The organism is Rheinheimera hassiensis (assembly GCF_022436675.1).
Lineage (GTDB): Bacteria > Pseudomonadota > Gammaproteobacteria > Enterobacterales > Alteromonadaceae > Alishewanella > Alishewanella hassiensis.
In genome coordinates this window covers 375,778-399,504 of record NZ_JAKUJZ010000006.1, presented here as the reverse complement: position 1 = coordinate 399,504, position 23,727 = coordinate 375,778, and the positions used below count along the sequence as shown (strand labels likewise).

The 23,727-nt window shown below is 48.6% G+C and carries 22 protein-coding genes; 11 read left to right on the top strand and 11 right to left on the bottom strand.

Translation table 11 applies throughout. The features are described 5' to 3' along the window. Positions 1–7 precede the first annotated feature (7 nt). Positions 8–766 carry a TIGR04219 family outer membrane beta-barrel protein gene (locus MJX74_RS15300; RefSeq protein ID WP_240223745.1) on the top strand — a complete coding sequence of 253 codons (759 nt, stop codon included), beginning with the start codon at positions 8–10 and terminating at the stop codon, positions 764–766. Positions 767–883: 117 nt separating this feature from the next. Next, positions 884–3,064: a response regulator gene (locus tag MJX74_RS15295; protein WP_240223743.1), complete on the top strand. Its 2,181-nt coding sequence runs from the start codon at positions 884–886 to the stop codon at positions 3,062–3,064. Here the strand turns inward: MJX74_RS15295 and MJX74_RS15290 are convergent. After that, the gene (locus MJX74_RS15290) at positions 3,035–3,922 is read right to left on the bottom strand and encodes a TIGR03899 family protein (protein WP_240223741.1); all 888 of its coding nucleotides are present in this window, start codon (positions 3,920–3,922) and stop codon (positions 3,035–3,037) included. The genes MJX74_RS15295 and MJX74_RS15290 overlap by 30 nt on opposite strands. A gap of 166 nt (positions 3,923–4,088) precedes the next feature. Between MJX74_RS15290 and MJX74_RS15285 the strand changes: the two genes are divergently transcribed. Then, positions 4,089–6,308 carry a two-component system response regulator gene (locus MJX74_RS15285; protein WP_240223740.1) on the top strand — a complete coding sequence of 740 codons (2,220 nt, stop codon included), beginning with the start codon at positions 4,089–4,091 and terminating at the stop codon, positions 6,306–6,308. A 47-nt stretch (positions 6,309–6,355) separates the two neighbouring features. Here MJX74_RS15285 and MJX74_RS15280 read toward each other — a convergent pair whose 3' ends face one another. From MJX74_RS15280 to MJX74_RS15270, 3 genes are all read right to left on the bottom strand, one after another. Continuing rightward, positions 6,356–7,975, bottom strand: a complete 1,620-nt coding sequence (locus MJX74_RS15280) for a methyl-accepting chemotaxis protein (RefSeq protein ID WP_240223739.1) — start codon at positions 7,973–7,975, stop codon at positions 6,356–6,358. Between the two features lie 153 nt (positions 7,976–8,128). Beyond that, complete coding sequence (ppa, locus tag MJX74_RS15275; protein ID WP_240223738.1) at positions 8,129–8,656, bottom strand: inorganic diphosphatase; 528 nt, start codon at positions 8,654–8,656, stop codon at positions 8,129–8,131. Between the two features lie 69 nt (positions 8,657–8,725). After that, positions 8,726–9,697 (bottom strand): class 1 fructose-bisphosphatase, encoded by a 972-nt coding sequence (locus MJX74_RS15270; RefSeq protein WP_240223737.1) that lies wholly within the window; start codon positions 9,695–9,697, stop codon positions 8,726–8,728. Positions 9,698–9,840: 143 nt separating this feature from the next. Between MJX74_RS15270 and mpl the strand changes: the two genes are divergently transcribed. The 7 genes from mpl (at position 9,841) to MJX74_RS15235 (ending at position 16,467) form a co-directional block, all read left to right on the top strand. Then, positions 9,841–11,199 carry a UDP-N-acetylmuramate:L-alanyl-gamma-D-glutamyl-meso-diaminopimelate ligase gene (mpl, locus tag MJX74_RS15265; RefSeq protein WP_240223736.1) on the top strand — a complete coding sequence of 453 codons (1,359 nt, stop codon included), beginning with the start codon at positions 9,841–9,843 and terminating at the stop codon, positions 11,197–11,199. Positions 11,200–11,212: 13 nt separating this feature from the next. Then, entirely contained in the window at positions 11,213–11,848 is a 636-nt protein-coding gene (locus MJX74_RS15260; protein ID WP_240223735.1) for a flavin prenyltransferase UbiX, read from the top strand. 2 nt (positions 11,849–11,850) lie between these two features. Continuing rightward, the gene (locus MJX74_RS15255; protein WP_240223734.1) at positions 11,851–12,777 is read left to right on the top strand and encodes an ABC transporter ATP-binding protein; all 927 of its coding nucleotides are present in this window, start codon (positions 11,851–11,853) and stop codon (positions 12,775–12,777) included. Then, complete coding sequence (locus MJX74_RS15250) at positions 12,774–13,547, top strand: ABC transporter permease (protein WP_240223732.1); 774 nt, start codon at positions 12,774–12,776, stop codon at positions 13,545–13,547. Before MJX74_RS15255 ends, MJX74_RS15250 begins: the two co-directional genes overlap by 4 nt. Positions 13,548–13,855: 308 nt before the next feature. Continuing rightward, positions 13,856–15,502, top strand: coding sequence for a pyridoxal-dependent aspartate 1-decarboxylase PanP (gene panP, locus MJX74_RS15245; protein WP_240223731.1), 1,647 nt, complete (start codon positions 13,856–13,858; stop codon positions 15,500–15,502). A gap of 70 nt (positions 15,503–15,572) precedes the next feature. After that, a complete protein-coding gene (locus MJX74_RS15240; RefSeq protein ID WP_240223730.1) occupies positions 15,573–16,211 on the top strand; it encodes a DUF2959 domain-containing protein in 639 nt (212 codons plus the stop codon). Between the two features lie 31 nt (positions 16,212–16,242). Next, on the top strand, positions 16,243–16,467 hold the full coding sequence (locus MJX74_RS15235; protein ID WP_068232739.1) for a hypothetical protein: 225 nt from the start codon (positions 16,243–16,245) through the stop codon (positions 16,465–16,467). 56 nt (positions 16,468–16,523) lie between these two features. On the opposite strand, the gene MJX74_RS15230 is transcribed toward MJX74_RS15235, so the two are convergent. From MJX74_RS15230 to dksA, 7 genes are all read right to left on the bottom strand, one after another. After that, positions 16,524–16,703 (bottom strand): hypothetical protein, encoded by a 180-nt coding sequence (locus tag MJX74_RS15230; RefSeq protein WP_240223729.1) that lies wholly within the window; start codon positions 16,701–16,703, stop codon positions 16,524–16,526. Positions 16,704–16,929: 226 nt separating this feature from the next. Next, positions 16,930–17,772, bottom strand: a complete 843-nt coding sequence (panC, locus tag MJX74_RS15225) for a pantoate--beta-alanine ligase (protein WP_240223728.1) — start codon at positions 17,770–17,772, stop codon at positions 16,930–16,932. Positions 17,773–17,777: 5 nt separating this feature from the next. After that, positions 17,778–18,569 (bottom strand): 3-methyl-2-oxobutanoate hydroxymethyltransferase, encoded by a 792-nt coding sequence (gene panB, locus MJX74_RS15220; RefSeq protein WP_240223727.1) that lies wholly within the window; start codon positions 18,567–18,569, stop codon positions 17,778–17,780. 53 nt (positions 18,570–18,622) lie between these two features. Continuing rightward, positions 18,623–19,123 (bottom strand): 2-amino-4-hydroxy-6-hydroxymethyldihydropteridine diphosphokinase, encoded by a 501-nt coding sequence (gene folK / locus MJX74_RS15215; protein WP_240223726.1) that lies wholly within the window; start codon positions 19,121–19,123, stop codon positions 18,623–18,625. After that, positions 19,123–20,454: a polynucleotide adenylyltransferase PcnB gene (gene pcnB, locus MJX74_RS15210; protein WP_240223724.1), complete on the bottom strand. Its 1,332-nt coding sequence runs from the start codon at positions 20,452–20,454 to the stop codon at positions 19,123–19,125. Before pcnB ends, folK begins: the two co-directional genes overlap by 1 nt. A gap of 314 nt (positions 20,455–20,768) precedes the next feature. Beyond that, positions 20,769–21,674 carry a tRNA glutamyl-Q(34) synthetase GluQRS gene (gene gluQRS / locus MJX74_RS15205; RefSeq protein ID WP_240223722.1) on the bottom strand — a complete coding sequence of 302 codons (906 nt, stop codon included), beginning with the start codon at positions 21,672–21,674 and terminating at the stop codon, positions 20,769–20,771. Position 21,675: 1 nt separating this feature from the next. Beyond that, entirely contained in the window at positions 21,676–22,125 is a 450-nt protein-coding gene (gene dksA / locus MJX74_RS15200) for an RNA polymerase-binding protein DksA (RefSeq protein WP_068232704.1), read from the bottom strand. A gap of 266 nt (positions 22,126–22,391) precedes the next feature. Between dksA and pepB the strand changes: the two genes are divergently transcribed. Beyond that, on the top strand, positions 22,392–23,681 hold the full coding sequence (pepB, locus tag MJX74_RS15195) for an aminopeptidase PepB (RefSeq protein ID WP_240223720.1): 1,290 nt from the start codon (positions 22,392–22,394) through the stop codon (positions 23,679–23,681). The last annotated feature ends 46 nt before the right edge of the window (positions 23,682–23,727 follow it).

The following is a 23,727-nucleotide window of genomic DNA, read 5'->3' as shown; positions in this document are numbered from 1 at the left end:
TTACAGCATGAAAAAAACCGCATTAATCTTATCTGTTAGCGGCTTCTTACTTATCGGACCGGCGCAGGCAGATACCTTGCTTGGGCTTTATGTTGGTGCAGATGGCTGGCGTACTTCTGCAGATGGTGGCTTTGCTAATAGTAGTCAGTTGCAGAGTTTTAATTTCTCAGACAAAACGCAAAAATCTTATTATGTCGCGCTGGAGCATCCGCTGCCTTTTATCCCTAATATCCGGCTGCAGCATAATCAGTTAGAGTCTTCAGGCTCAACCAGCCTGGATGCTGACTTTACCTTCGCCGGTGCTACCTTCGCTGCCGACACCCAGTTGCAAAACCAAACCGAGCTGACTAATACAGACTATGTGTTGTACTACGAAATTCTTGATAATGATCTGGTAAGCCTGGATTTAGGCATAAACGGTAAATACATTAATGGCACCGTTGCAGTTGCTGAAACTAGCACTGATGGCATGGCAGCGTCTCAACGGGCATCGCAGCTTATTCCGATGTTGTATGCTTCTGCCATTGTCGGTTTACCGCTGACCGGGCTGGACGTATTTACTCAGGGCAGTTACGTGTCGCTGGATGGCAACCGGATATATGATGTTCAGGCTGGCGTGGCTTATGCTGTATTGGATAATCTGGCCGTTAATATGCGCCTTAAACTAGGATATCGCGCTATGAACCTGCGGCTGGATGATGTTGACAATTTACATGCAGATGTGGATTTTAAAGGCGTATTCGCCGGCATAGAGCTGCATTTTTAAACACTGTATTAAATGCTGGCTGGCTGTAACAGCTGGTCAGCATTTTCCGGGCCTGTCTTGTGAGGCCTGACAAATCGTTTTATAGTTATTTCACGCATTGTTCTGGCAGGTTAAGTTTTGACAAATTATTTCAGACAGTTAACTCTGCCCTGGCTTATTGCACTTAGCCTGATGCTGTTATTTACGGCGTTGTGGTATCACTACGAAAGCAAAATTATGCAGCGCGCACAGGTGCAGCAATTTACGTCAAGCCTGCAATTTAGTATCCGGCCTTTGCTAGCCAGCAAAAATCCTGATTTACTCAAAGCCCAGCTAAACCATTTACGTTATGCCAGTGTTTTGCCTGTCAGTACTATTGCAGTATACAGCGACACCGGCCGGTTAATCAGTGGTACAGATAAAGCCACTTTATTACCACAGTTTCAGCCGGAGCAGATGCAGCAAGAGTTTCAATTGTTGCATGAAGCTGGCAAATTGATGGCGATACAACCTATGTCGTCGTCTGCTGCCAGCAGTGGCTATGAAGAAGTTATCGCCGGGCGAAATGACGATTATTATGTGGTTGTGCAACTTGAAGCACCGGGGAATTATAGCGTTTGGTTAGTGCCAGTGCTGGTGGTTGCTATGTTGGGTTGGGCGACGTTACTAATAGTGCTAGGTGGTATTGGCCGGGTGTCACAACGCCAGCAAACTGATATCAGCTTGCTGGTGCATAAACTCAGTCAGTTAAAGCAAGGGCAGTTAAATAGCCGGTTAGACGACGAGTTGGTAGCAGAGCTGACACCGTTAAAAACGGCGCTGAACGAACTGGCTGGCCAGCAATTAAACAACCGCTCCCGCGATGACACTGAGAAAAATCAGTTTAAGCAGCAGATAACAGCATTAACACAATCGCTTACTATCGAGAAACAACAATCTGCACAGCTGCATCGGCTATATGAACAAAACCAGCTGCAACAGCAACAACAGTTGTCGCAGCTTAGACAATTGGTACACCAACCGGCCGTAATGCCACAAATACAACTAAAGCGGGCGCTTCACAGCCAGTTGATGTTGGTAGAGTTAACACTGGCAACTGAACCTGAGCCGCTGACACCACTGCTATTAACAGAATACCTCGGCCGGCAATTGCCGCATTATCGCAGTATATTGGCAGAGCAGAATCTGGCGCTGCAGCTGAATGAAGCCCCGGCGAATGCTTTGTACCAAGTTGCATTACCTGAGAATTTACTGACAACGTTGTTGACAGCTTTGCTACGCTTAAGCTGCCACTCTGAGGGGATTACAGAGCTGACACTGACTATACAGCTGAGTGTTACTGGCTCAGCTGGCAGTTTATTGCTCAGTGTGACAGGTAATGGCGATGGCTTGTTGGCTCCTGTCAGGCAGCAGCTGGTTAACCCCGGCCAGCAAAGCTCACACTGGCAGAATATTGATAGCCAGATTGTTACACAGATAGCTGCCAAACTGGATGCGAGTATTGACGTGCAATCACTCGAAGGGCTTGGCAGTACAGTATCAGTGCGTTTCTCATCGGCGGATTGTCAGCCGGTGCAGGTTGACCGGTTCAAACATGTGTTGTTATTTGATCCACAGCTCACAAGATTAGCAGAGCGAAAAGCTGCGCTGGGTAGTTTGGTTACTAGTGTGGCCCAATGTGCTGATTTGTCTGAGTTACAACTTAAAGCTAAACAACATCATTACGATGCGGTGTTGATTTTTTTACCAGAGCCCACTGAACTGACAGCATGGCTTGAGCTTATCCAGGCGCTGAAACAGAAAACCAGAGTGTTATGTTACGCTGGTGCAGACTGTATTCAGATGTGGCGTGAGGCGCTGGGTGTAGCGATCACAGCAGAACCGTTTTGTCTGGATCAGTTACAACAGATACAAGCGCTTGATACCATTAATCTACCAAAGCTTTTAGTGGTTGATGATAATCCGACTAACCTGGCATTTATTCAGATGCTGCTTAAACAGCAACCACTGGAACTTAGTACTGCAAATTGTGCACAACAAGCGTTGCAGTTATGCGCCGTGCAGCAATTTGATGTGATTTTATTAGATATTCAGTTACCGGATATGCATGGTACCGAGGTTGCAAAACAGCTACGGCAAATGGAGGCGTATCAGCTAACGCCGATACTGGCATTTACTGCGCATGCACTGGCTGACGAAGTTGCCAGCTTTAAAGCCGCGGGTATGAATGATGTGATTTTTAAACCGCTGGAAGTGAATAAGCTACAGCAAATATTGCATTGGTGCTCGTCAGCTAAAACGGATAATACCGGCCAGTAGCTGTTTTAACGCACTGATATATGCCTGGTTTGGCTGGCTGCTAAGCAAAGGCAGCAGTTCTGCACCGCTGGCGGTATATTTATAGTATTGCAGCACTACACCTTTACTGGTGATAGTGCCGTTGAGGTGTAATTGCTGATACTGCCAGTTAAGTATCTGGCCTGCGGGCAATTCGCCGCTTTCAATTTCAGAGCTGTGCAACAGGCCTATGTCTATCAGGCTGAGAATTTGCGGGTACGATAAACCGAATTGATTCAGGTTAAGTACCGCGCGGCTTTTGCCTGTTAGCACGCGCCATAGCGAAGGTTTGCGAATATAGCCAAAGTAGATCCGGGCGCTGGGATCTTGCCGGGTTTTGCAGCTTAAGTTCACCGCCTGCTGCAGCGCTAACGCTTCTTTGTAGCTCATGCGTTTTAGCGTATGCAGGGTTTTCAGCGAAAATTTACCCGGGTTGGCAATTTCTCCGGCCAGAATTTTAGCCCATAGCTGTTGCATGCTTTTATTCGAGATTTCCAGCACCAGTTCACAAAACTGCTGGAACCAGTCTGGGTCGACATCCTGGGTTGAAACCTGATCGGTGCAGTACTCCAGAGCAAGGGTCATAATGCTTTCAAGATTATATTGCTGCCGTTCACGCTGCATTTGCAACCTGCGTTCGGCACGTTGCGCCAGTGTTAACGCAGCTGAACTGGCCGCACCAGAGCGTGCTGCCAGATGATGATGTTTGTCGCTAAAGTTCCCTTGTTGCTCAGCGGGATCGTTTTGTGCAACCGGACTGACACTACTAATGCCGCCCAGCTGAGATTTAGCCAATTGCAGCAAACGTTGCTGGCTGTTTAATGCACTAATTTTAACCATAACAACAGCCTGAACAACAGAAAGTGAAACATAGGTTATCTTGGCATCTGCTGCAATATGCGGCAAGTAAAGCTATGTTGTTTGTGTAAAATAAAATCTGTTATACCTTACTATTTAACAGATTAAACATGTATATTTAAACGGAATCATTAAATAAGGCTGAATAATGGTGTCAAAAGAAACAGATGAAGATTTTCTGTTTTTAGCAGAAGACGAACCGGAGCCAGCACAGGAGCACACACTGGGCGAGTGGCACTTGTTGATTGTTGATGATGATGAAGAGATCCATACAGTGACCAAGCTGGCACTGAGTGATCTTACTGTTTTAGGTAAGCAACTGAAATTTCATCATGCTTACTCTGGTAAAGAGGCAATTGCTTTTTTAACCCGACACCCTGATATAGCGCTGGTGCTGCTTGATGTGGTGATGGAGTCGGATGACGCCGGTCTTAAGGTTGTGAAACAAATCCGTGACGAGCTTGGCATGGATGAGCTTCGTATTGTGCTGCGTACTGGACAGCCGGGCTACGCGCCTGAAGAAAGCGTTATAAAAGAATATGATATAAACGATTATAAAACCAAAACAGAACTGACCCGCAGCAAACTGGTTACGTCGATTATTTCTTCTCTGCGTTCTTATCAGCAGATCCGTACCATTAATCAGAACCGTCTGGGTTTGCAAAAAATTATCAATGCCGGGGCAAATCTGCTGGAGCAGCACTCGTTACATGAGTTCTCTGAAGGTGTTGTTACGCAGATCTCATCACTAATTGGTTTACATGCTGAAGGGGTGCTGTGTGCCCAGATAGAAGATGACGGCAGCGCCAGCGAAACCATATACGTGTTAGGCGCGGCCGGTAATTATGCTCCCTACATTAAGTGTCAGCTTGACAGGCTGGGCAACCCACGTATTGTGCAGCAAATTACCAACTGTTTACGCACCCATGAACACATTTTTACCGATCGGGAAACGGTGTTGTATTTGGGCAATGAGATCCACAGCGCTGCGGTATATATTGAAACTAACCGGCCGATAGAGAATTTTGATCGCCAACTGATAGAGGTGTTTTTAAGTAATATTTCTATTGGCTATGAAAACGTTACTCTATTTCAGCAACTTAAGCATGCTGCTTATATAGATCCGCTTACCAAAACACCAAACCGCAATGAGTTTATTCAGATTTTGCAAGATACCCGCCGTTACGAAGCAGAGCACAATGTTGCGGTGTTAATTGATATCGACCACTTTTCTGATGTTAACGATGGTTTAGGCCAGGACGTTGGCAATGAGTTACTGATCGCAGTGACATTCAGATTAATTGAAAAATTTGGTCTTTATGCCCAGCTAGGCCGCATTGGTGCGGACGTGTTTGGCCTGGTGGGGCCTGACACAGAATTGACACCTGAGCGTTTACAGGCGGTGTTTGACGAGCCGTTTAAAGCGTCAGAGCATTCACTGCAAATCAGTGCCACCTTTGGCTTTTGCCACTTAACGGATACTGCCGAACAGGGGCTGACGATCCTTAAGCATGTATACATTGCGCTGAATAAAGCCAAAAAACACCTCGGTCAGAACTTCCAGTATTATCAGGCAGAAATGGAAGATGAAATGGCTGAGCGGCTGGCACTGTTGCGTATGTTACGCCAGGATTTTGCCAACGATAAATTGCAGCTGTGGTATCAGCCTCAGGTTTCTTTAACCACAAAACAGGTTGTGGGTATGGAAGCGTTGTTACGTTGGCCGCAGCCAAATGGGCAATTTATTTCGCCTGCTGTGTTTATTCCGCTGGCAGAGTATTCCGGCTTAATTGTAGAGATAGGTTTCTGGGTAATGGAGCAGGCGTGCCTGCAAATTAAACAGCTACAAAAACAAGGCTACACTGACTTGCGTATTGCCGTAAATGTGTCGATGCCACAGTTCAGAAGCCATGGTTTTGTGCAATCGGTTATTGACTGCGTTAGTGTCCACCAGATCGACCCGCAACTGCTTGAGCTGGAAATTACTGAGTCGGTGGTAATGGACGAGCCTAAGATCGTGATCGACGCACTGCAGAAACTGAAAAACTTCGGTATCAAGGTAGCGATAGACGACTTTGGTATTGGCTTTTCATCACTGAATTATCTGCAGCAACTGCCGCTGGATCGGATAAAAGTAGATCGTGCTTTTATTCGTGATATTGATAAACCGGCCGGAGAAGTCATAGCTGAAACCATTATTAATCTGGGCAAAAAACTAAATCTGGCGACTATTGCTGAAGGCGTAGAAACTGAGGCACAGGAGCAGGCAATTGTTGCCATGGGCTGTGATGAAGTGCAGGGTTTTATGTATGCCAGGCCGATGCCGCCAGCAGAGCTACTGACTTTTTTGCAACAGCAAAAGAGCTGACAACTAACCACAAGCCAGCATATGCCGGGCTTGTGGTCCGGCCGTTTTTACACTCTGAATAATTTGGTAATACTTTCCAGATTTTGCGCCAGTGAAGCCAGCTCACTGCTGGCTTTAGCAATATGACCAGCGCTTTCTGAGCTATGTTCGGTATTTTTGAAAATAGCATCAACATGGCCAACGATATCGCTGGCCATTTTTTGTTGATCATCAGTGGCTTCTGCAATTTGCTGGTTCATCAGCCGTATTTGCGCAATGCTCTTAGTGATCAGTTGCAGGGCATCACCAGCTTTATTGGCTGATTGCACACTATGATTTGCCTGCGTGGTACTTTGCTGCATTTTCTGTACTGCCAGCCGGGCGGCTGTTTGCAGCTGTTCTATGGTGCGCTGAATTTCTTCAGTTGATTTTTGCGTGCGCGATGCCAGCGTGCGAACTTCATCGGCTACCACGGCAAAACCACGGCCCTGTTCACCAGCGCGTGCGGCTTCAATAGCGGCATTCAGTGCCAGCAGGTTGGTTTGCTCTGCAATACCTTTAATCACACTTAGCACTGTGCCTACCTGATTGGCATCTTTCTCCAGTTGCAGAATCACATCAGAGGCGTCCTGCACATTGCCCGCTAATAGCTGAATATTCTGTACCGTTGCAATAACGGTTTGCTGGCCCTGACCTGCAGCGTCGCTGGACTGATTGGCGGCAGCCGCAGCTTCGTTAGCACTGCTAACTTCTGCTACTACGCTGGCACTCATGTCATCCACTGCATGTTTGGCCTGGTTAGCCGCTTTACGCTGCTGGGCAATAGTTTTATTAGTGTCGTCGGTTAGCTCGTGTAAGTCTTTAGCCAGGGCCGACAGTGGCACGGCAGTATTAACAATATCCTTTACTACGTGCTGCAGCTTTTGCATAAAGGTGTTAAACCAGTACGCCAGGTCACCCAGCTCGTCTTTGCTATTGGTATTAATGCGGGCGGTTAAGTCGCCGTTTTCTTTGGCCAGATCCTGTAACGAGTTAATCATGTTGCCCAGGCTGCTTTGAATGCCCCGTGCGACCGGAAACGCAGTGCCAAACAGCACCAGCGTAGTGATCACGCCCATAATAATACCCACAGTGATAAGGGTGCCGGCCTGTTCACTGGCGTCGTCAATCGCTGAGGTAAACTCCTGCAACCGCATATCACGGAACTGGCTTAGCAGCAGGGCGGTGGTGTCGTAATCGGCATTCATTTTTTCTGAACGCTGGGGCAGGGTACTAAAATCAGCAGTGTTGTTAATCATTTCCTGCGACACTTTGTAGGCCACCTGATAGTAAGCGTCGTAGCTTTGCTGGATATTGCTGACATCATTGGCATAGTCACGGTTTAGCTGGGAAATGTTACTTAAATCTTGTGTCAGCTGACGGCTGAATGCGCCAGCACCGGCCAGAGCTTCTTCATCGCCTGTAGTTACTGCACTGGCCAGCGAGTCTTTTATCCGTTCCAGCAGCACCAACGAGCTTTGGGCCGATTGCAATACCGGGAACTGTACATCACGGGTTTGCTCCAGCGTTTTAACGTTGTTCAGCGCCGTATTGCTGGCAAGAATCAGGTAAATGATAAAACTCAGGGTGCCGATAAAGGGTATCAGGTAGATTTTCTTTGATATAGACAGGCGTCGTAACACATCCATACTGCTGGCCTCTGTAAATTTGTTAGTTATTATTAGAATAGATTTAGGCGCAGTATAGTGCTTTATTTAAGCAAATGCTTGTGGTTATGTCTGCTAGGTGCACGCCATTAAAAAGCCCGAACGGTGTCGGGCTTTGTTACAAAAGGCAGATAGTTATTTCTTAGCCCGTTCAAATGAGGTAACAATTTCAGCTTTGGCAGCAGCAGCATCGCCCCAGCCGTTTACTTTAACCCATTTACCGGCTTCTAATTCTTTGTAACGCTCAAAGAAGTGCTGAATTTGCTTTTTCAGCAGCTCGTCCACGTCGTTGATGTCCTGAATATGGTCATACAGTTTGGTCAGTTTGCTTACAGGTACGGCGATAACTTTGGCATCTTCACCTGCTTCGTCTGACATAAACAACACACCTACCGGGCGGCATTTAATCACAGCGCCGGGTACCAGTGGGTAAGGTGTTGGTACCAATACGTCTACCGGATCACCATCCAGTGATAAAGTTTGGTTTACAAAGCCGTAGTTGCACGGGTAAAACATCGGTGTAGACATAAAACGGTCTACCCAAACGGTACCGGTATCTTTGTCTACTTCGTACTTGATAGGATCGGCATTGGCCGGAATTTCAATAATAACGTTAATTTCTTCTGGCAGGTTCTTACCTGCTGCAACATCGCTTAAGCTCATGGCCTGGTCCTTAAATGATAAAAGCTTGGTTAAAAGTGGCGCTTATTATAGCGCCGGCAATAAAAATGGCTATCGCTGATGATAGGCAACGCAGCTTTCTACTTCGTGCTTTGAGCCAAGTATTACTGCTACACGTTGGTGAATGTCGGTTGGTACTATATCCATAATACGCTCATAACCGGTAGAGCTTACACCACCGGCCTGTTCTACCAGAAAACTCATTGGGTTGGCTTCATACATTAGTCGCAGTTTATCCGGCTTGTTGGCGTCTTTAGTGTCGCGCGGATAAGCAAAAATACCACCGCGGCATAGCACGCGGTGTACATCACCCACCATAGCGGCTATCCAGCGCATATTGTAGTTTTTACCGCGCGGGCCTTCTTTGCCTTTAAGTAGATCAGCAATATAAGCTTGCATGGCCGGCTGCCAGTAGCGTTGGTTCGACATATTCACCGCAAATTCGGCGGTGTATTTCGGAATGGCTGCTTGCTCTTCAGTAAGCAAAAAGCCGCCATAAGTTTTATCCAATGTATAAATCCGTGTACCTTTGCCGGTGGTTAACGCCAGCATCGTAGACGGGCCATACAAGACATAGCCTGCAGCCACTTGCGCCGTGCCAGGCTGTAAAAACTGACTGGCATCATCTGCAGCTTTATCGGCTTGCGCTGGCAAAATAGAGAAAATGGTGCCGATTAAGCTATTGATATCAGTGTTAGACGAGCCATCTAACGGGTCAAAAGTCACCAGATATTTGCCGTTTGGGTTGCCGGCAACGGTGTCGTCTTCTTCCTCTGAGCTGATGGCTTTTACCACGCCGGTTTCCAGAATCACTTCTTTTAGCAATTCATTGGCAATAATATCGAGTTTTTTCTGCGTTTCCCCTTGAATATTCTCACCCAGGGTAGAACCTAATACCCCAGCCAGTTCGCCCTGACTGACACGAAAAGAGATTTCCCGGCAGGCGGCCAGTATGGTTTTAAGCAGTGAAATCAGGTCGCTGTCGACTCCGTCCTGTTGCAATACTGGCGAGATGCGGCGCATGCTAGTGGTTCCTTCTCAGTAATTATTTTTGTTAATGCGGTAGAGGCCAGCGTATTTTAAAGAATTTCTACGCAAATTGCAGTTGTTACTGCAGCAATGTTCGCATTTGCTACAATGGCTGCGGCTAATTTTCAGGATAACTTATGCATATTCATATTCTCGGTATTTGTGGCACCTTTATGGGCGGCATTGCCGCTATTGCCAAAGCGATGGGCCATAAGGTGACAGGCGCCGATGCGAATGTCTACCCGCCAATGAGTACCCAACTGCAGCAACTGGGCATTGAATTAACCCAGGGCTGGGATCCGGCACAGTTGGAGCCAGCGCCGGATATGGTGATTATCGGCAATGCCTTATCGCGTGGGAACCCGGCGGTAGAGTATGTACTAAATACTAATTTACGCTATACCTCAGGCCCGCAATGGCTGGCAGAGCAGGTATTATTTGACCGCTGGGTGCTCGCTGTGTCTGGTACCCATGGCAAAACTACCACCAGCACTATGCTTGCCTGGATTTTAGAATGTGCTGGTTTAAAACCGGGCTTTTTAATTGGCGGCATTCCGCAGAACTTTGATTGCTCGGCCCGGCTTGGCGAGTCACCGTTTTTTGTTATTGAAGCCGATGAATATGACACCGCCTTTTTTGATAAACGTTCTAAGTTTGTGCATTACCGGCCGCGTACTGTGGTTATTAATAATCTGGAATATGATCACGCCGATATTTTCCCTGATTTAGCGGCTATTCAGCGCCAGTTTCATCATTTGCTGCGCATGGTGCCAGCCAATGGTTTGGTGTTGTCGCCGGAAGATACACCAGCAGTACAACAAACGCTGGATATGGGCTGTTGGAGCGAGCGGCAAAGCTATGGCACTGACTGGCGCGCAGAGCTGATTAGCAGTGATGGTAGCCAATTTGCTTTGTACTATCAGGACAAACAACTTGGTGAGCTGAGCTGGCAACTCAGTGGCCAGCATAATGTCGATAACGCAGTGATGGCTATTGCAGCAGCGCGTCATGCCGGAGTGCCGGTTGACGCGGCACTGGAAGCATTAACGCGCTTTATTGCGCCGAAAAGACGGATGGAGCTAAAAGCCGATGTGGCCGGTATTAAGGTATATGACGATTTTGCCCATCATCCTACCGCTATCAGCACCACCTTGCAGGGTATCCGTAATAAAGTAGGCCAAAACCGGGTACTGGCCGTACTGGAGCCTCGCTCTAATACCATGCGCATGGGGGTGCATCAGGCGGCACTACCACTGTCGCTGGCACTGGCTGATCTGGTGTTTTTGTATGAACCGGCCAACGCCAACTGGTCGCTGGATGCCTTAACCCGCGCGCTGACGCCCAAAGCAACATTAACGCAAGACATTGACGCTTTAGTGAGCCTGTTATCTGAGCAGGCAGAGCAGGGCGACAGTATTGTCATTATGAGCAACGGCGGTTTTGGCGGTATTCACGATAAGCTGATTAGTGCGCTAAGACGCAAATGGGAACACTAATGTGGAAATACAAATGACAATTGCAAAAGAGATCACGCTGGCTTTTAGCGGTGCCTCGGGCGCACCTTATGGTTGGCGTTTACTTGAGTTATTGCTGGCCCAGGGTATTAAAGTGCATTTGCTGGTATCAAGCGCGGCACGGGTAGTATTTGCCACCGAGCACGATATTAAACTGCCGGCAGCACCTGACAAATGCACGCAGATGCTGCTGGAACATTTTGCTTGCGATGCCAGCTTGCTTAAAGTGTACGGCAAAGATGACTGGTTCTCACCTGTTGCATCCGGTTCAGCCGCACCGCGGCAAATGGTGATTTGCCCTTGTTCAACCGGTACCGTATCAGCCATTGCCACCGGTGCCAGTGACAACCTGATCGAGCGCGCCGCGGATGTAGTGATCAAAGAAGGCGGCCAGCTGATCTTAGTGCCACGCGAAAGCCCGCTTAGTGCCATTCATCTGGAAAACTTACTTAAGCTGGCGCGTTTGGGTGTCACTATTATGCCGGCAGCACCGGGTTTTTATCATCAGCCGAAACAGATCAGCGATTTAGTCGATTTTATGGTGGCGCGCATTTTAGACCACCTTAAGCTGCCGCATCAGTTACTTAACCGCTGGGGTTACAGTGGTGATGCCGCAAAAGCAGGAGAATAGCATTGAGTTTAGCGTTAGATATCAAAGGTCTGCATAAAGTATATAAAAGCGGTACTGTGGCATTAAGCGGTATCGATTTACAAGTAAACCAAGGCGATTTTTTTGCACTGTTAGGCCCAAACGGCGCTGGCAAAAGTACCACTATTGGCATTATCAGTTCATTGGTAAATAAGTCGCAAGGCAGTATTAAAGTATTTGATTACGATATTGATACTCAGCTCGAAGCAGCAAAAAGCCAACTGGGTTTAGTGCCGCAGGAATTTAACTTTAACCAGTTTGAAACCGTATTACAGATAGTGGTGAATCAGGCCGGTTATTACGGTGTACCAAAAAAGCTGGCGCTTGAACGGGCTGAAAAGTACCTTGGTCAGCTGGGCTTGTGGGAAAAACGTACTGCCCGCGCCCGCGAATTATCCGGCGGTATGAAGCGGCGTTTAATGATAGCCCGTGCTTTAATGCACGAGCCAAAGCTGCTGATCCTGGATGAGCCGACAGCGGGTGTCGATATCGAACTGCGCCGCTCGATGTGGGAGTTTCTGCGCAAAATTAACCAGCAGGGCGTTACTATTATTTTAACCACCCATTATCTGGAAGAGGCCGAGAGCTTGTGTCGCAATATCGCCATTATCGACAAAGGGCTGATTATTGAAAACACCAGCATGAAGACGCTGTTAGCCAAGCTGACCCGTGAGACCTTTGTCCTGGATCTCGCGACAGAGCCGACAGCAATTAAACTGGAAGGTGTTAACTGGCGCCTGCTCGACGGCAACAGTATTGAAGTCGATGTAGAGAAAGCACAGGGCTTAAACACCATTTTTGCCCAGCTTAGTGCCCAGGATATTAAGGTGTTATCAATGCGCAATAAAGCCAACCGGCTGGAAGAATTGTTTGTGTCGCTGGTAGAGAACGGCCGCGGAGGTGCAAAATGAGCAACGCTAATTATCTGGTAGCGTTAAAAAGTATCTGGGATAAAGAAACCAACCGCTTTTTGCGCATTTGGGTGCAAACTCTGGTACCGCCGGCCATTACCATGACATTGTATTTTGTTATTTTCGGCAGTTTAATCGGTTCGCGCATTGGCGATATGGGCGGTTTTACCTACATGGAGTTTATTGTACCTGGCCTGATTATGATGTCGGTTATCACTAACTCTTATGCCAATGTGGCGTCGTCATTTTTCAGTGCCAAGTTTCAGCGCAATGTGGAAGAGCTGCTGGTAGCGCCGGTGCCAAACTACATTATTGTGCTGGGTTTTGTTGGCGGCGGTATGGCGCGTGGCATGCTGGTAGGGCTGATAGTCACTATTCTGTCGCTGTTTTTCGTTACTATTCAAATCCATAACGTGGCGGTAATTATCGTTACCGTTACGCTAACGTCGATGCTGTTTTCTCTGGGCGGCCTGATTAATGCCGTGTATGCGAAAACCTTTGACGATATCAGCATTATTCCTACCTTTGTGCTTACACCACTTACCTATTTAGGCGGTGTGTTTTACTCATTAACCTTGCTGCCTGGCTTCTGGCAGCATGTGGCTGCGTTAAATCCGGTGGTGTATATGGTGAATGCGTTTCGTTATGGCTTTTTGGGCGTAACCGACGTTAGCCTATGGCTGGCGCTAGCGGTGGTGGTGGGCTTTATTGTCGTGCTGTTTAGCTATGCCATGTATCTGATTAACCGTGGCATTGGCTTGCGAAGCTAAGTCCGAATATAGGTGTATATGATCGGCTTGGTTTGCCCACGCCAACGCGCCGTAAACCCAGTCCCTGGGGGGCTCGACTATGAACTTCATCCCTGAAGTTCATCCTGCGGACCAGCACAGCTGTTCAAATTCGCTCCAGGCGAATTTGTCAGCATCCATGCCTTCAACGGTTGGCTTAGGGCAAACCAATCCCTCTACCATGTTTGCGGCTATTTTTTTGCAGACATTTTTCGGCGCTTGCAGTAAAGTGAGCGCCATTTTCCGGCTGTTTTAGTAACCGCTGAAACCGTATGCAGAGTAGCAAGCGCATGACAGAATCCAGTAAACGCCAGGCAACCGCTTCTGAAGAAGCTTTATGGCGCATCTTTACGGTGCCGGAAGCGCCAGACTCAACGCTGAGTATTATTGAGCAAAACCTTTCACAGAACCTGGCTGGCTTTTTGCGCGAAAGTATCGTGGCGGTAGAAAAACCGCTGTGGCAAATAGAGCGCGATTTTCAAACCCATCAAATTCCGCAGATGCCGAACTTTGTCTCGGATTACGCCGAAAGCCTGATGCAAAAGCTGGTAGCGCACTCGGTACATACCGCTGCGCCGAGTTTTATCGGCCATATGACGTCAGCATTGCCGTATTTTGTCTTGTCGCTGTCAAAAATGATGGTGGGGCTGAACCAGAACCTGGTAAAAATTGAAACCTCCAAAGCCTTTACGCCGATGGAGCGCCAGGTGCTGGGCATGATGCATCACCTGGTGTACGGCGAAGGCGATGGCTTTTATAAAAAGTGGATGCACAGTGCCAACCATTCGCTGGGGGCGTTTTGCTCCGGCGGTACTATTGCTAATATTACTGCACTGTGGATAGCGCGTAACCGCCTGCTAAAAGCCGATGGCGACTTTAAAGGTATCGCCCGTGAAGGCCTGTTTAAGGCTATGAAGCACTATGGCTATGATGGCCTGGCGATCCTGGTGTCTGAGCGCGGCCATTACTCTCTGGGTAAGGCTGCCGATGTATTGGGTATAGGCCGTGAGTCACTTATCGCGGTTAAAACCGATGCTAATAATAAAATTGATACCGCCTTGCTAGCCGAAAAAATGGCCGAGCTTAGCGCAGCTAATATCCGCGTACTGGCTATTGTTGGCGTGGCTGGTACTACCGAAACCGGTAATGTTGATCCATTACACCAACTGGCTGATTTAGCCGAGCAATATCAGTGTCACTTCCATGTTGACGCCGCCTGGGGCGGTGCGACTTTACTGTCAGAAAAATACCGCTACTTACTGGCCGGCATAGAACGGGCAGATTCCGTTACCATAGATGCGCACAAACAAATGTACGTGCCGATGGGAGCCGGTATGGTGGTGTTTAAACACCCCTCTGCTGCGCATGCCATTGAGCACCACGCTGAATATATCCTGCGTAAAGGCTCAAAAGATTTAGGCAGCCAGACGCTGGAAGGCTCGCGCCCAGGCATGGCGATGCTGGTGCATGCCTGTTTGCAGGTAATTGGCCGCGATGGTTATGAAATTCTGATCAACCGCAGCCTCGAAAAAGCGCGCTATTTTGCCACACTGATTGCGCACAATATTGATTTTGAACTGATCACAGAGCCCGAGCTGTGTTTGCTCACCTACCGCTATGTACCGGCGCAGGTGCAAAAAGCTATGGCTAACGCCTCCCCGGAGCAACTGCAACGTTTTAACGAGCTGCTAAACGGCCTGACAAAGTTTATTCAGAAGCGCCAGCGCGAAGAGGGTAAGTCTTTTGTGTCACGTACCCGCTTAACCCCGGCACGCTATCAGCGCCAGGAAACCATCGTATTTCGTGTGGTGTTGGCTAACCCGCTAACCACAGAGCAAATTCTGCATGATGTGCTGGTAGAGCAGGATCAACTGGCGCAACTGGATAAAGAGTTTTACCCCAAGCTGCTGCAACTTGCCAAAGAGCTTGCTGCCTGACATTCGGGTTTGTTCTAAGTGGCATGACAGGCTATTATCAGGCATTACCTTTGGGCAACGGACTGATTTTATGCGTTATGCTTGGCTTTTACTCCCTTTATTACTCAGCGTTACTGGTTGTCAGAGCGCTTATTATTCTGCGATGGAAAAAGTGGGCGTGCATAAGCGCGATATTCTGGTTGACCGCGTAGAAGAAGCTCAGGAGTCGCAGCAGGATGCTCAGAAGCAGTTTAAATCAGCTTTGGAGCAGTTTAGCGACCTGATTAAATTTGATGGCGGCGATTTACAGCGGATGTATGTAGCGACTGACAGTGAGTATCAGGCCTGCAGTGCAGCGGCTGAGGATGTCAGTCAGCGCATCAACAGTATTGAAGTGGTAGCAGAGGCTTTGTTTGATGAATGGCAGGACGAGCTGGAGCAGTATACTAACGCTAAGTTAAAGCAAGATAGTAAAAAAAAGCTGGCCGATACCAGACGCCAGTACAGCAGCCTGCTAAAAACCATGCGCCGAGCCGAGCAAAGTATGCAGCCTGTATTGGCATCGCTCAGAGACAATTCACTGTATTTAAAACATAATCTGAATGCGAAAGCTATTGGCGCATTACAGGGTGAGTTTAATACTGTGCAAAAAGACATTAACCGCCTGATTGATGACATGAATAATGCTATTACACAGTCAGAGCAGTTTGTTGCAGCGTTAAAGCAGTAATATATTAAACAGCAATCGATAGGGGAACGTTATGGCAGGTCAGGGTTCAGGTGGCAACGTTGTTGCTGCGCTATGTAACGTGTTTATTCCGGGCTTAGGCCAGTTAGTACAGGGCCGTATATTCGCTGCAATTATCTTTTTTCTGGTATGTGTAGCGGGCTATGCTTTATGGTTTTTAGTGATACCCGGCATTATCGCTGTTATTGCCCATCTTTGGGCCATTATCGATGCGGCAAAATTCAGGTCCGGTTTCTAACTGAGCGGGTGGCTTGCCACCCGTGCTTTTAAAACAACTCTTGTTACGGCAACGCTTTAAGGCAATTCTGCATTGGCAGATAACGCTGCACTAAGTTCTTCCTGAGCTGCTAATTCAGCCTCAGACAGTATCGCTGTTTGTGGCTGATCCTGCTGATTTACCTTATTCAGAAATTCGTTTGCCAGTACCAGATTGGCGCTTAGTAATAACAGGGCAGTAATAAGGGCTTTTTTCATTTTCCGTCTCCGGCTTTTCTTACAATCTTGTTATAGCAATTGCAGATGCCGTGCCAGAATTTAAAAATATATATTATTCATTATCTTATGTGGTTCTTGCTTCGACTTTTGTGTAGAAACGGTGTCTAGCTGTCGCCGATCGGCGTCGCTCTGAGCAAGTTAATTATAAATACATTTTATATCAAATAGTTAGGCTGTCTGCGAATAGCGACAGCCTAACACAACATCAGACTTCCAGATTATCAATTAATCGGGTGTTGCCGAGCCAGGCGGCGGCAAGAATCACTTTAGCTTGATCAGTATCGGTGGCCAGCGTCAGATCGGTTTGGTCAGAGATATCAATATAATCCGCTGTAAAGCCTGCGGCGCTCAGCTGCTGTTTAGTGTGTTGCTCTAAACTGCGGTAGTCATGGTTACCGGCCAGGATTTCTGCCCGCAGTTGTTGCAACAGTCGATACAGCTGCGGGGCTGTTGCCAATTGCTCTGGCGTTAAATAACCATTGCGTGAACTTAGCGCCAGGCCATTAGCTGCACGCTCTGTCGGTACACCGATAATGTCAATCGGTAAGGATAAATCGGTTACCATCTGGCGGATAATCGCCAGTTGCTGATAATCCTTCTGGCCAAAACAGGCAATATCCGGCTGCACCAGATTAAACAGTTTACAAACAATAGTCGACACGCCACGGAAATGGCCGGCACGGCTGGCACCGCAGTGCAAATCACCAAGCAGCGGTACCTCAACAAAGGTTTGCACGTCCAGGCCACGCGGGTACATCATATCCGGCGTAGGGGTAAATACTGCATCGGCGCCATGGGCGGTTAGCCCGGCACAATCAGCCTCCAGCGTACGCGGGTAACTGTCGAGATCTTCATTTTTGCCAAACTGCATCGGGTTAACAAAGATGCTGACAATCACCCGATCGGCGCGGCTTTTGGCAACATCAACCAGTTTTAAGTGGCCGTTATGCAGGTTGCCCATCGTGGGCACAAAAGCGATACGCTCGCCATTTTGCCGCCAGGCACTGATTTGTGCCCGCAGCGCAGCAATAGAGTTGAGTATTTTCATCGGGTTTAAAAACTGTGTTCGCTGGCAGGAAACGTCTGGCTTTTTACTTCGCTGACATAAGCGGCAATAGCGCTTCTTATTTCACCGGTTTGTGCCAGATAGTTCTTGGAAAACTTTGGAATATAGCCACTGCTGATGCCGAGTAAATCATGCATTACCAGCACCTGGCCGTCGGTAACATTACCGGCACCAATACCGATAACCGGAATACTCAGGGCGTCGGTGATACGTTTAGCTAAGGCAGTGGGAATGCACTCTAACACCAACAATTGCGCACCGGCATCTTGCAGCGCTTTGGCTTGCGCAACCATGGTATCGGCGGCAGCATCGGTTTTACCCTGCACTTTATAACCACCAAAGATATGCACCGACTGCGGTGTTAAACCTAAATGGCCACATACCGGCACGCCGCGCTCGGTTAAGGCTTTTACTGTGGCTAGCAAAAAGTTGCCGCCTTCGAGTTTCACCATATTGGCACCGGCCTGCATCAGCGGCACTACGTTTTGCAACGCTTGCTCCAGGGTACCGTAGCTCATAAACGGCATATCAGCGATGACGAACGCATCCGGTGCACCGGCGCGCACGGCGCGGGTATGGTAAGCAATGTCGTTAACGCTAACCGGCAAAGTATCGCCGTGGCCTTGCAGTACCATACCTAAGGAGTCGCCAATCAGTAGTACGTCTACGCCTTGCTCGGCAAATAATTTAGCGAAGCTGGCATCATAGGCTGTCAGCATAGTGATCTTGTCGCTTTGCTGCTTCATTTTCTGTAATACGGCAGTGGTGATCTTAGCCATAATCTTCTCATCCGACCATTAATGCAGGACGCGCAAGATCGCACAAAGTGCGATCAGCTGCAACTGCTGTGAAGTTTTTGCAGGCCATTTTGCGATACCTGCGCCAGTAAAGAGGATAATACAGTACCGTCCGGCAGGTTAAGCTGGGGGGCAATTTCGTAAAGGGGATACAGTACAAACTCACGTACACGCAAGCCATAGTGCGGCACGGTTAAGCGCTCAGTGGCAATAACCTGATTGCCGTACAGCAGAATGTCTAAATCCAGTGTACGTGGGCCCCAACGCTCGGCTTTACGTTTACGGCCCTGCTGCTGTTCTATCTGTTGCAGGGCATCCAGTAGCTGCTCTGCCGTTAGTGCGGTGTCTATTGCGGCTACGGCATTAACATAATCGGGTTGATCTTGCGGCCCCATAGGTTTAGAGCCGTAAAAGCCGGATACCGCCACCAGTGTACTTTGTGTCAGCTGCTTAAGTGCCTGCACAGCTTGTTGCAACTGCGCCACCGGCTGATCCAGATTTGCGCCTAAACCAATATAACAGCGAAGCGGTGTCATTATTCTGCCGTGGGTTTACGTTTATAGCTACGCCGGCGGCGCGGGCCTTTGTCGATGCCTTCTTTGCCAAGCTGGTTGATCAGCTGCTGCCGGTCGGTTTCATCAGCAAACTGAAATCTTTCCCACCATAGGGCCAGTTCAACCAGGCTGCCACCTTCGGCTTCGGCGCGCAATTGCAGAAAGTCAAAGGCGCCACGAAACTTAGGCTGTTCCAACAGTTTAAAGGCACGGCGTCCGGCGCGTTTGGTTAAACGGCTTTGCAGGGCCCAGATATCGCGCATTGACAGCGTAAAACGCTTAGGAATGGCGATAGTGCGCTGAATATCGTCCAACACTTCGGTCATGGCGATATTCATCGCATCAATTTCACTTAAACCGTCGGTTATCAGCATTTGGCTGCGAAGCTCTACCGGGTACCACAGCAGGGCAGCAAAAATAAAGGCCGGTGTTACCGGTTTATCAGCTTCAACCCGCTCATCGGTGTTTTGTAGTGCTTTAGTGGCCAGCTGAAACGCTTTGCCTTCCGGCTCCTGTTTTAACAGTTTATCCAGTTGCGGCAGCAGCTGTTTTAATACTTTGCTGTCGCGCATCAGCATAAAGTTATCAAAGGCTTTACCGGCCAGCAGCAGCTTTATCAGTTCGTCAAATAAACGCGGAGGCGGAATATTTTTCAACAATACCGCCAGCTGTGCTATCGGCTCTGCACTGGCTGGGGCAATTTGCATATTCAGCTTGGTAGCAAAACGGATGGCGCGCAAAATTCGCACCGGATCTTCGCGATAACGTGTCTCCGGATCGCCAATCAGTTCAATTTTACGTGCGGCTATAGCCTGCATGCCGTTGGCGAAGTCATAAACGCAGAAATCATTTACCGAGTAATACAGCGCATTAACGGTAAAGTCGCGCCGCTCTGCATCTTCTTCAATGGTGCCGTAAACGTTGTCGCGCAGAATTTGGCCATGGTCGCTTAAACTGGCTGTTTTTAACTTAGGTGCGGTGTCGGCTTCGTCATCGGCGCCACTGTGGTGACCACGAAAGGTAGCAACTTCAATAACTTCACGGCCAAATACGACATGGGCTAAACGAAACCGGCGGCCAATCAGGCGGCAGTTGCGAAACACCTGTTTTACCTGCTCGGGTTTGGCGTTGGTTACCACGTCAAAATCTTTTGGTTTAAGGCCGAGCAATAAATCGCGGATGCAGCCACCCACCAGATAAGCATCAAAACCGGCGTCTTTGAGACGGTACAGTACTTTAAGTGCGTTTGGGCTGATGTCTTTACGTGAAATAGCATGCTGATCGCGGCTTAAACGCTGTACGGCAGGTAACAAGCTGGCACCTGGAGCCGGGCGTGGTGCTTGTTGCACTTTGCTTGCAGCTTTAGTTTTCTGGTTGTTTGCCTTAGTGGCCTTGCCGCCAAAAGTGCGGCGGCAAAAATCTAACACTCGCGAAATAATGATAATTCTCCTGACAAATACAGCCTTGAGCTGTATTTTGAAACAGCCTTGAGCTGTATTCTGAAACAGCACTGAGCTGCCTTCTAAAACAGCCCTGAGCTGCACGGTAAAACAGCACCAGGCTGCATTTTCAAAAACCGGCTAATAATACCGCAGCCGAAGCAAAAAAAGAATGAAACTGGGCCAGCTTAACGAAATTCTGTGCTGCTTATTTCCATTTGCAGCGGTACTTTGGCAAGCTGCCAGTTGGTAATGGCCCAGCTTAGTTGTTCTGTAACCGGGGCTTGTTCTAATTCTGCCGGTGGCGGGTGGCCAAGAAAAGACAACACTTTACGCATTACCCTGGTTTCAGGCCACTGGCTGATAGCGGCAGCGTGGTTTTGTTTACTGAGCTTAAACCCCGGCTGCAGCACTGCAAGAGGCAAATGGCCATAGCGCGGTAGAGGTGCGCTAAGCAAGCGACACAATGCTTGTTGCCGTGGTGTCATTGGCAATAAATCGGCGCCGCGGATCACTTCAGTTATACCTTGGTCGATATCATCTGCCACTACCACCAACTGGTAGGCAAAAAAACCGTCGCGGCGTTTAATAATATAATCTTCCTGCGCCAGTTGTGTAGTTATCTGTTGTGGGCCAAATAACAGATCGGTAAAGTGGGTGTTGACATTGTCGCTGCGCAGGCGCCAAGCCAGGTTATCAGCGGTTAATTGCAATGCGCCACAGCGGTTGTCGTAAGTACCGCCCATTGCACTGATTTGTTTGCGGCTGCACTGGCAGGCATAAATCAGCTGTTGCCGCTGTAACTGGTTAAAAATTTCATTGTAGCGTTGCAGGCGCTGGCTTTGATACAACACCTCGCCATCCCACAGTAAACCAAATTGCTCAAGTGTGCGCAGAATATCGCTGTCGATGCCCGGCACCATACGAGGCGTGTCGATATCTTCCATCCGCACCAGCCACTGGCCATGCTGGCTTTTGGCCTGCAGATAGCTGCCAACCGCAGCAATAAGTGAACCGAAATGAAGTGGGCCGGAAGGCGAAGGCGCAAACCGGCCGATATAAGCGGGGTTAACAATTGGCATCGAAGCGGGCATCTTAGCCGCCCAGTTGCTTTTCCTTGATTTCTGCTAAGGTTTTGCAATCGATACACATGTCAGCCGTTGGACGGGCTTCCAGGCGCTTAATACCAATCTCAATACCGCAGGTGTCACAGAAGCCGAAGTCTTCATCTTCAATTTTCTGTAGTGTTTTCTCAATTTTTTTCAGTAGCTTACGTTCACGATCCCGAGCACGTAGTTCTAAGCTGAACTCCTCTTCCTGAGCGGCACGATCTACCGGATCGGGGAAGTTAGCAGCTTCATCTGCCATATGATTCTTGGTGCGATCAACTTCTTCGCGCAGCTGCTGACGCCAGGCGTCGAGAATGCGGCGGAAATGTTCCAGTTGCTTCGGGTTCATATACTCTTCCCCGACAGCTTCCTGATATGGCGCTACGCCTGCAAGGGCAAGTAAGCCCAGCGTTTTGGTAGTATTGCCTTCTGGCATAATCATCTCCTGTATAATGCCAAGCGAAAAAATATGGCGGCTATAGATAGCAGAATATTGCTGGCATCGCAATCAGATTTAAAAAGACGCGGAAGTATACAGACTGGCGGGCATATCGTCATCTTATTTAATTTGCAGTAATTTAACGCGCGCTTTAGCGTGGCGTAGCAGCAAAATAACGAGCTTCTGTTTCGCTCGTAAAGCCTTGTGATACACTGATTAGCATCGCATTTAACGCAAAACCGCACTGATAAAAAGGGTGACAGATGACAGACGTTGTGCAAATTCAGCTACAGGCCGAAACCGTAGCAAATAAATGGGGTAAAGCTTTACTTACTCCTACCGAAAATGGTTTTCAGATCCACTTTAATGCCCAGGATGCGCAGCGTAGTGTGCAAAAGGCGGCGCGCAGTTTAGATAATTTAGGCCTGGCGCAGGTGCAATTAACCGGTGCTAACTGGACAATGGAACTGCAATGGGCGTTTTATCAGGGCTTTTGCAGCGCGAAAAAACAAGGTGGCGTGCTGTTTAACAGTGATGCTGCCCAAACACAACTGGAACAGCTGGCACAGTGTTTTAGCTGGGCAAAACACCTGACAAACCAAACACCGGATGAATTATACCCCGAGCAACTGGCGAAACAGGCTGTCGCTTTTATTACAGATATTGCCCCCAAAGGTACGGTTAACAGTCACATTTTGCTCGATGAGCAACTGTTAGAGCAAGGCTGGAATGGCTTACATGCTGTAGGGCGTGGCAGTGCCCGCAAACCAGCTATGCTGGTGCTGGACTATAACCCGACTGGCCAGGCCGATGCGCCGGTTAGTGCTGCGCTGGTGGGTAAGGGTATTACCTTTGACAGTGGCGGTTACTCGATTAAAGCCACTGAAAGCATGCTGACAATGAAATGTGATATGGGCGGCGCTGCTACTGTTACCGCAGCATTGGCTTTGGCGATAAAGCAGGGCTTGAATAAGCGCGTACAACTTATTTTATGTTGTGCCGAAAACCTGATCAGCAGTAATGCCTACAAGCTGGGCGATATTATTACTTATAAAAACGGCACTACTGTTGAAATTGTAAACACCGACGCCGAGGGCCGCTTGGTGTTGGCCGATGGCCTGATGTGCGCGGCACAAAGCGGTGCCGGGATGATTATTGATGCCGCTACCTTAACCGGTGCAGCCATGACAGCAGTTGGTGCGGAATATAATGCGCTGTTTGCATTGGATAAAACTTTAGCGCAAAAGGCCCTGGCTTATGCCGAGCAAGTGCAGGAACCTACATGGCAATTACCGCTGGAGCTATGGCATCAACAACAGTGTCCGTCAGCTTATGCCGACACGGCCAACAGCCGGCCGGTAAAGGGCGGCGGCGCAGGCGGTGCCAGTAACGCGGCCGGGTTTTTAAGTCGTTTTGTGCCTGATAAAGGCAAAGGTTGGCTGCATTTTGATTTAGCGGCTGCCTTTAATAACAACAACAACGCGTATTGGGCGGCCGGAGCTACCGGGCAGGGTATTCGCACCATCAGCGCCACCTTACTTGGCGAAGCCTGAGGCCTAACCCAAAATCTTAACCCACAATTTTAACAAGGTTGGGGCG